The sequence below is a fragment of the Pseudoduganella sp. genome (assembly GCF_041914865.1).
Classification (GTDB): domain Bacteria; phylum Pseudomonadota; class Gammaproteobacteria; order Burkholderiales; family Burkholderiaceae_D; genus Rugamonas.
Genome location: NZ_JAYSCO010000063.1, coordinates 24,072 through 32,980, shown reverse-complemented (window position 1 = coordinate 32,980; position 8,909 = coordinate 24,072). Strand labels below are relative to the sequence as shown.

Genomic DNA, 8,909 nt, shown 5'->3' with positions numbered 1-8,909 from the left:
CATGGGCGCGCTGCTGGCCGGCACCAAGTACCGCGGCGACTTCGAGCAGCGCCTGAAGGCGGTGCTGAAGCAGCTGAAGGACAACCCGAACGGCATCCTGTTCATCGACGAAATCCACACCATCATCGGCGCCGGTTCGGCCTCGGGCGGGACGCTGGATGCGTCCAACCTGCTGAAACCGGCCCTGGCGAACGGCCAGCTGAAGTGCATCGGCGCGACCACCTTCACGGAATTCCGTGGCGTGTTCGAGAAAGACCATGCGCTGAGCCGCCGCTTCCAGAAAGTGGACGTGAATGAACCGACCGTGGAGCAGACCGTGCAGATCCTGCGCGGCCTGAAGTCACGCTTCGAGGAGCACCATGGCGTGAAGTATTCGTCGTCGGCGCTGTCGACCGCAGCCGAACTGGCGGCGCGCTTCATCAACGACCGCCACCTGCCGGACAAGGCCATCGATGTGATCGACGAGGCGGGCGCCGCCCAGCGCATCCTGCCGAAGTCGAAGCAGAAGAAAACCATCGGCAAGACCGAGATCGAGGAAATCATTTCCAAGATCGCGCGCATCCCGCCGCAGACCGTCAACCAGGACGACCGCAGCAAGCTGCAGACCATCGACCGCGACCTGCGCAACGTGGTGTTCGGCCAGGACCCGGCGATCGAAGCACTGGCTTCCGCCATCAAGATGGCGCGCGCCGGCCTGGGCAAGCAGGACAAGCCGATCGGCTCCTTCCTGTTCTCCGGCCCGACCGGCGTCGGCAAGACCGAGGTGGCCAAGCAGCTGGCCTTCATCCTGGGCATTGAGCTGATCCGCTTCGACATGTCGGAGTACATGGAGCGCCATGCGGTAAGCCGCCTGATCGGCGCGCCGCCGGGCTACGTGGGCTACGACCAGGGCGGCCTGCTGACCGAGGCCATCACCAAGAAGCCGCACGCCGTGCTGCTGCTGGACGAGATCGAGAAGGCGCATCCGGATATCTTCAATATCCTGCTGCAGGTGATGGACCACGGCACGCTGACCGACAACAACGGCCGCAAAGCCGACTTCCGCAACGTGATCATCATCATGACCACCAATGCGGGTGCGGAAAGCCTGCAGAAGCGCTCGATCGGCTTCACCGACAGCAAGGAGGCGGGCGACGAGATGGCGGACATCAAGCGCATGTTCACGCCGGAGTTCCGCAACCGCCTGGATTCGATCATCAGCTTCCGCGCGCTGGACGAGGAAATCATCCTGCGCGTGGTGGACAAGTTCCTGATGCAGCTGGAAGAGCAGCTGCACGAGAAGAAGGTGGAAGCGATCTTCAGCGAGAAACTGCGCAAGTTCCTGGCGAAGAAGGGCTTCGATCCGCTGATGGGCGCGCGCCCGATGTCGCGCCTGATCCAGGACATGATCCGCAAGGCGCTGGCCGACGAACTGCTGTTCGGCCGCCTGGTGTCCGGCGGGCGCGTGATCGTCGACCTGGACGACGCCGAAGCGATCAAGCTGGAGTTCCCGGAACCGGACGCGGCGCCGACCCCGCCGCCGGAAACGGTCGAAGTCGAATAAACCGGCATACCGCCGCAAAAACCCGCTCACAGAGCGGGTTTTTTATTGCACAATCGTGAGCGGTTTAATCATCCTTTATAAACGTAATGAATAAATCCCTCCTGCTTTCGCTTGGCCTGCTGGCTGCATCCCATGGCGCGTACGCCGCCGATCCTTACATCCGCTTCCCCGCCGTGCGCGGCGACACCGTGGTCTTTACCGCCGAGGGCGACTTGTGGAAAGCAGGCGTCGCCGGCGGCGCGGCGCAGCGCCTGACCACCCACGCCGGTTCCGAAACCCAGGCCGCCATTTCGCCGGACGGCCAGTGGCTGGCGTTCGTGGCCAGCTATGAAGGCGCGCCGGAAGCCTACGTCATGCCGCTGGCCGGTGGCCTGCCCAAGCGCCTGACCTTCGCCAACGAGAATGCGCGCGTGCTGGGCTGGACGGCGAAGGGCGAGGTGCTGGTGGCGCTGCCGACCCAGACCGGCCCGCGCAACCGCTGGGAAGTGTCGGCGCTCAAGCCCGACACGCTGGCGCGCCGCACCTTCCCGGTGGCCGACGCCAACGATGCGGTGCTGGACGATGCCGGCAAGACGCTGTACTTCACCCGCCTTGGCCTGCTCATGACCGGCGACAACGTGCGCCGCTACCGCGGCGGCGCCACCGCGCAGTTGTGGCGCTACGACGTGGATGGCGGCGGCGAAGCGCGCCCGGTGTTCGCCGGCGAGGCGGCCAACTTCAAGCGCCCGATGTGGTGGAAGGGCCGCCTGTACTTCATCAGCGACCGCGATGGCGCCGACAATATCTGGTCCTCCAACGCCGACGGCGGCGACCTGCGCGCGCATACCCAGCACAAGGACTGGGACGTGCGCAACGCGGCGCTGGGCGATGGCCGCATCGTGTACCAGCTGGGCGCCGATGCGCAGCTGCTGGACCTGGCCAGCGGCGCCACGCGCCAGCTGAAGGTGTCGCTGCTGTCGGACTTCGACCAGCAGCGCACGCGCCAGATCCGTTCGCCGCTGGAGGCGCTGACCAATACCGCGCTGTCGGCGCGCGAAGAGCGCGTGGTGCTGACGGCGCGCGGGCGCGTCACGATCGCCGGCACGGGCAGCCTGCGCCGGGTGGAGATCGCCATCCCGGAAGGCGCCCGCGCGCGCGATGCGGTGTTCAGCCACGACGAGAAGCATGTCTACGCCATCGTCGACATCACGGGCGAGAATGAAATCTGGAAGTTCGCCGCCGACGGTTCGGGCAAGGGTGAGCGCCTGACCACGGACGGCAACAACCATCGCTGGGCAATCTACCCTTCGCCGGACGGCAAGTACCTGGCGCACAACGACAAGAAGGGCCGCATGTGGCTGCTGGACCTGGCCACGCGCGTGAACACCCTGGTGGACGACGCCGGCAAGGCGGCCGGCATCGACCAGCATGACCCGGCCGTGTGGTCGCCCGACAGCCGCTACCTGGCCTTCGTGCGCTCCGCTACGGACGCGCAGCGCGACCAGGTCGCCCTGTACGCGGTCGACAGCAAGCAGCTGGCCTTTGTCACCGGCGACCGCTTTCCATCCGAATCGCCGGTGTTCTCGCCGGACGGGCGCTGGCTGTACTTCCTGTCGGCGCGCAACTACACGCTGGCCAACGGCTCGCCGTGGGGCGACCGCAATATGGGACCGGTGTTCGACAAGCGCGTCGGCGTATTCGCGCTGGCGCTGCAGCCGGGCAACCGCTTCCCCTTCAAGGCCGACGATGAGCTGAGCAAGGCGGGCGCCAAGCCGGCCGAAACGCCGGAAGAGAAGGCGGCGGAAAAAGCGGTCGAAAAAGCAGTCGAGAAGGCGGCCGACGCCAAGGCCGACAAGGCCGCCGGCGGCGCCGCCGCAGCGGGTGCTGCCGCCAAGCCGGGCGCACCGGCCAAGCCGGCGCTGCCGGCCATCGTGTTCGCCGGCCTGGCCGAGCGCGTGTACGAGGTGCCGCTGGCAGCGGGCAATTACCGCGACCTGGCGGTGGACGACAAGCGCCTGTACTTCCTGGAGCGCGAGGGCAGCGACGGCCGCTCCACGCTGAAGACGCTGGCCATTGCGCGCAACAACCCGCAGCCGGAAGTTTTCGCCGCCAATGTGCGCAGCTACGAGCTGTCCGGCGACCGCAAGCGCGTGTTCTACCGCAGCTTCGCCGCCAATGGCCCGGGTGACATGCTGATCGTGGACGCCGGCGCCAAGCAGCCGGCCGACATCAGCAAGGCCAAGGTGCGGGTGGAGGACTGGACCTTCGTCTCCAACCCGCGCCTGGAATGGAAGCAGATGTTCAACGACGCCTGGCGCATGCACCGCGACTTCCTGTACGACGCGAAGATGCGCGGCGTGGACTGGAACATCGTGCGCTCCAAGTACACGCCGCTGGTGGAGCGCGTGACCGAGCGCGCGGAGCTGAACGATATCCTGGGCATGATGGTGGCCGAAGTGGGCGCCCTGCATTCACAGGTGCAGCCGGGCGATATCCGCCGCCCGGCGCCGGAAGGCAGCCCGGCCGGCCTGGGCGCCGTGCTGGCGCGCACCGCCAAGGGCTACCGCGTCGAGCACGTCTACCGCACCGAGCCTGAACTGCCGAATGCGCGCGGCCCGCTGGCGCAGCCGGACGTGGACGTGCGCGAAGGCGACACCATCACCGCCGTGAACGGCAAGCCGGTGCTGGAAGCGCGCGATATTTCGGACCTGCTGCTGAACCAGGCCGACAAGCAGGTGCTGCTGAACGTGACCACCGCCAAGGGCGCGCAGCGCTCGGTGATCGTGACGCCGGTGTCGCTGGCGCGCCATGCGACGCTGCGCTACGGCGACTGGGAGCAGGGCCTGGCGCGCCAGGTGGACGAAGCCTCCAAGGGCCGCATCGGCTACCTGCACCTGCGCGCCATGGGGCCGAACGATATCGCCACCTTTGCGCGCGAGTTCTACGCCAATATCAACCGCGACGGCCTGATCATCGACGTGCGCCGCAACCAGGGCGGCAACATCGACAGCTGGATCATCGAGAAGCTGCTGCGCAAGGCATGGGCTTACTGGGCGCCGCCATCGGGCCGCACCTACCCGAATATGCAGAACACCTTCCGCGGCCACCTGGTGGTGCTGGTCGATGAGCTGACCTATTCGGACGGTGAAACCTTCGCCGCAGGCGTCAAAGCGCTGGGCCTGGCGCCGCTGGTGGGCAAGCGCACCGCCGGCGCCGGCGTCTGGCTCAGCGACCGCAATCGCCTGAGCGACAACGGCATGGTGCGCGTGGCGGAAAACGGCCAGTTCAGCGAGGCCGACGGCCAGTGGCTGATCGAGGGCGTGGGCGTGGCGCCGGACGTGGAGGTGGACAACCTGCCGCACGCCAGCTACGCCGGGCGCGACCGCCAGCTGGAAGTGGCGATTGAGATGCTGCAGAAGAAGCTGAAGGAGCAGCCGGTCAAGCCGCTGCAGCCGCAGGCTATTCCGGCGCTGAAGTAAGCGTCAAAGTAAGCTTCAGAACGCCTGCAGCTGTTTGAGCGCCGCCGCCCGGCGGCGCGATACTTCCACCGCCATGTCGTCCAGGCGCAGCGTCAGCCCGCCGCCTTCCTCGTTGTCGATGCTGCGCACCGCGGCCAGGTTGACGATGTGGCGGCGGCTGGCGCGGAAGAACTGCTGCGGGTCCAGGCGCTGTTCCAGTTGCAGCAGTGAGCGCGCCAGCAAGGGTTTGGCGTCGTCGAAGTAGAGGCGGGTGTAGTTGCCCTCCGATTCGAACAGGCGGATATCCTCCAGCTTGACGAACCAGCAGCGCTCGCCGTCGCGGATGAACAGCTTGCGCGGCGTGCTGCTGGGCGTGGGCGTCATGCCCAGGCGCGCGGCGGCGCGTTCCAGCGCCGAGGCCAGGCGCTGCGGCTCGATCGGTTTCATCAGGTAGTCCAACGCGCTGGCTTCGAAGGCCTGCAGCGCGTACTGGTCGAAGGCGGTGGTGAAGATCACTTCCGGCGCATCGTCCAGCGCGGCCAGCAGGTCGAAGCCGCTGCCGCCCGGCATTTGCACGTCCAGCAGCAGCAGGTCGGGCTGCAGGGCCGCCACCTGCAGCGCCGCTTCGGCCGCGTTGGCGGCTTCGCCCACGATCTGCACGCCCGCATGCTGGGCCAGCAGGCGCCGCAGCTCGGCGCGCGCCAGGCGCTCGTCATCGACGATCAGGACGCGCATCATGCCGCCACCGCCGTGGTCACGGGAAACTGCAGCGTCGCGCGCACCCAGCCGCTGCTCTCGCTCAGTTGCAGGCTGGCTTCCTCGCCCAGCGACAGCGCCAGGCGCTTGCGGGTATTGCTCAAGCCGACCTTGGTGGAATTGCCGAAGGCGCGGATGGCGCCGGCGTTGGCGATTTCGATCACGGCGTTGTCGCCGTCGCGGCGCGCACTGAGCACGATGTCGCTGCCGCTGGCGCTCATTTCCACGCCATATTTGACGGCGTTTTCCACCAGGGTCTGCAGCGACATGGGCGGGATCAGCACCTGTTCCAGGCCGGGCTCCACCTCGATGCGGGCGCGCAGCCGGTCTTCGAAGCGGATTTTCTCGATCGCCAGGTAGGCTTCCACCGCCTCCAGCTCTTTCTTCAGCGGCACCTGGTGCTGCTGGCCCGTCTGCAGGGCATAGCGCATCAGGCTGGCCAGCTGGTCGATCATCTGCGAGGCGGCATCGGGCTCCTCATACACCAGGGCGCGGATGCTGTTCAGGCTATTGAAGAAGAAGTGCGGGTTGACCTGGGCTTGCAGGGCGCGCAGTTCGGCGTCCTTGGCCTGCACCTCCATGCGCAGGGCGGTCGCCTCGAACTGGCTGGCGCGGCGCAGGGCCAGTGCCGCCATATAGGCGATCTGCCAGCCCAGCATGACGCAGCCCCACAGGGCGAAGGCGCCGGGCGCCCAGGAAAAGGTCCAGTCGATCTGGCCCTGGAACATATAGATTGCGGCGGCCACGCTGAGGGCCTGCAGGGGGCCGAGCACGAGCAGCGGCGGGGCCAGCATGCGCCAGCGCACCGCGCCCACATTCCAGCGGCGCGCCTTGATGAAGCGGTGCCACAGCTCGCTCAGCAGCAGGCCGCTGGCGGCGATCCAGACCGCCGTGGCCAGCACGCCGCGCATGCCGAGGAAGCGGAAGTACATCAGCACCACGACCAGGAACACCAGCGTCCAGCCCAGGCATTGCAGCAGCCAGTACCAGTTGAGCCTTGCCAGCAGCGGACGCGCGGTGTGTTCCATGGTGAGCGGATTATCGGATGAATTGGTCGATGCGAGCATACATCCATTCCGGCTCATCGTACATGATGAAGTGGCGCGCGCTGTCGGCCAGTTCCACTTTCACGCCGGGCAGTTTGGCATACTGCGCCTTGAACAGTCCCTCCACCGCCTCTTTGGGGGCGAAAGCCTTGTAGGCGGCCCAGGCGCCCAGCACCAGCGTCGGCGCTTTGATACGCGCCACCTCCTCGCGCAAGTCGGTGGCCATGATGTCGTACATGGCGTCGGTGACGGTGGCGCGGTCGGACTGCTTGCCCCAGCCTGCGATGCGCTGCGCATGGTCGGGCGAGGTGACCATGGCGGCCACGCTGCGCTGCTGCATGGCGCTGAAGGTGGCGTCGTCCTGGCTTTGCATGGCGTCGCGCATCTGGGCGGCGCCGGCCAGCAGCTGCTCCTTGCTGATGGCGGGGTTGCGGGTGGCGCCCAGCGCCGGGAAGGAATCGATGATCACCAGGCGGCCCACCTTGTCCGGGTGGTTGCTGGCCAGCTTCATGCCGAGGAAGCCGCCCAGGCTGTGGCCGATCACGGTCGGCTTGCCCAGCTTGTTGGCGCTGATGTAGTCGGCCAGCTGCTGTTCGGCGGCCGGCAGCAGGCGCTCGCCGCGCAGCGCCGGGACGCCGGCAAAGCCGGCCAGGGTCAGGATATGGCATTGGTGCGTGGCGCAGATGCGGGAAGCGGTGTCGTGCCACACTTCGCCGGACGAGGCCAGGCCGGGAATCAGGATCACAGGTTCGCCTTTGCCCTTTACTTCCGCCTTGAAGGCGGTGGCGGCGGCGGCGGGCAGGGTGGCGATGGCGAACAGCAGGGTGGCAGCGAATCTGGCGATTTTCATGGGTGTTTCCTCCTTGTGAAACACAGCTTATCGGCCGCGCCGGCACAACCGAACCGCAAACTTGATGAACGGTTAAATGGGGTGATGAGCGGCGCGCGCCGAGGCGTCCAGCAACGCGACCTGGATGCCGGCCACGTCCAGCTGCAGGGTGCCGTCGGCGGCGTGGCCGATGCGGCGCACGTCGGCCAGGTTGACGATGTGGCGCGGGCTGGCGCGCAGGAAGCGCTGCGGGTCAAGCCTGCGTTCGAGGTCGCGCAAGGGACGGGTGATGAGGGGCGCGGCGCCGGCCAGGTAGGCGCGGGTGTGCTGACCTTCCGCCTCGAACAGGCGCACGTCGTCCAGCCGCAGCAGCCAGCAATGCTGGCCGTCGCGCACGAACAGCTTGCTCTGCTTGCACCCCGGGCCCATGCCTAGCCGGACCGCGACGGCCTGCAGGGCGGCTGCCAGGCGCTCGGGATCGATCGGTTTGACCAGGGAGTCGGGCAGGCTGGGCCCGTGGCCGGTGGTGAGGATGACTTCCGGGGCCGCGTCCTGCGCATCGAGCAGCTCGCCGAGCAGGTCGTAGCCGCTGCCGTCGGGCAGCTGCACGTTCAGCAGGACCAGGTCCGGCGCCAGTGCCGCCACCAAGGCCTTGGCGCCGGTCAGGCTGCCGGCCTCGCCGACCACTTCCACGGCGGCATGCCCGCCCAGCAGGCGGCGCAATTCCAGTCGTGCCAGCCGTTCGTCGTCAACGACCAGCACCCGCATCATGCCGCGAGCGGGAAATCGAGGGTCGCGCGCACCCAGCCATCGCGCTCCACCAGTTCCAGGCTGGCGTCGCCGCCCTTGGCGTGCAGCAGCCGCTTGCGCGCATTGCTCAAGCCGACGCGCGTGGAGTTGCCAAGCTTGGCCAGTGCGCCCCGGTTGGCCACTTCGATAGCGGCGCGGCCGTCGGCATAGCGGGCGCTGATGCGGATTTCGCTGCCGGTGCTGCTTTGCTCGACGCCGTATTTGACGGCATTTTCCACCAGCGTCTGCACCGACATGGGCGGAATTGCCACCGTTTCCATGCCGGGCGCGATGTCCAGCGCCACGCACAGGCGCTCCTCGAAGCGGATCTTTTCGATCGCAAGGTAGGCCTGCACGGCTTCCAGCTCGTCCTTCAAAGGCACGGTGTCGGCGTAGCTGGAAGCCAGGGTGTAGCGCATCAGGGTGGCCAGCTGGTCCACCATGCGGGCGGCCGACTGCTGGTTCTCGAAGATCAGCGCGCGCACGCTGTTCAGGCTATTGAAGAAGAA

General features: G+C 67.3%; 7 protein-coding genes. 2 read left to right on the top strand and 5 right to left on the bottom strand.

Features of this window, described 5'->3' with window-relative positions; genetic code table 11:
- Nucleotides 1-1,543, top strand: a 1,543-nt coding sequence (locus ACE3TQ_RS22405; protein WP_374585164.1) for an AAA family ATPase, incomplete at its 5' end; no start/stop codon positions are given.
- Nucleotides 1,544-1,629: 86 nt separating this feature from the next.
- On the top strand, nt 1,630-5,001 hold the full coding sequence (locus ACE3TQ_RS22400; RefSeq protein WP_374585162.1) for a S41 family peptidase: 3,372 nt from the start codon (nt 1,630-1,632) through the stop codon (nt 4,999-5,001).
- Nucleotides 5,002-5,016: 15 nt separating this feature from the next.
- On the opposite strand, the gene ACE3TQ_RS22395 is transcribed toward ACE3TQ_RS22400, so the two are convergent.
- The 5 genes from ACE3TQ_RS22395 to ACE3TQ_RS22375 all read right to left on the bottom strand — a co-directional run.
- Nucleotides 5,017-5,715 carry a LytR/AlgR family response regulator transcription factor gene (locus ACE3TQ_RS22395; RefSeq protein ID WP_374585166.1) on the bottom strand — a complete coding sequence of 233 codons (699 nt, stop codon included), beginning with the start codon at nt 5,713-5,715 and terminating at the stop codon, nt 5,017-5,019.
- Complete coding sequence (locus ACE3TQ_RS22390) at nt 5,715-6,803, bottom strand: sensor histidine kinase (RefSeq protein WP_374585160.1); 1,089 nt, start codon at nt 6,801-6,803, stop codon at nt 5,715-5,717. Before ACE3TQ_RS22390 ends, ACE3TQ_RS22395 begins: the two co-directional genes overlap by 1 nt.
- Nucleotides 6,775-7,632 (bottom strand): alpha/beta fold hydrolase, encoded by an 858-nt coding sequence (locus ACE3TQ_RS22385; RefSeq protein ID WP_374585158.1) that lies wholly within the window; start codon nt 7,630-7,632, stop codon nt 6,775-6,777. Before ACE3TQ_RS22385 ends, ACE3TQ_RS22390 begins: the two co-directional genes overlap by 29 nt.
- A gap of 72 nt (nt 7,633-7,704) precedes the next feature.
- On the bottom strand, nt 7,705-8,382 hold the full coding sequence (locus tag ACE3TQ_RS22380) for a LytR/AlgR family response regulator transcription factor (RefSeq protein WP_374585156.1): 678 nt from the start codon (nt 8,380-8,382) through the stop codon (nt 7,705-7,707).
- Nucleotides 8,379-8,909: sensor histidine kinase (locus tag ACE3TQ_RS22375; RefSeq protein ID WP_374585154.1), on the bottom strand; the 531-nt coding region annotated here is incomplete at its 5' end. The genes ACE3TQ_RS22375 and ACE3TQ_RS22380, both read right to left, overlap by 4 nt.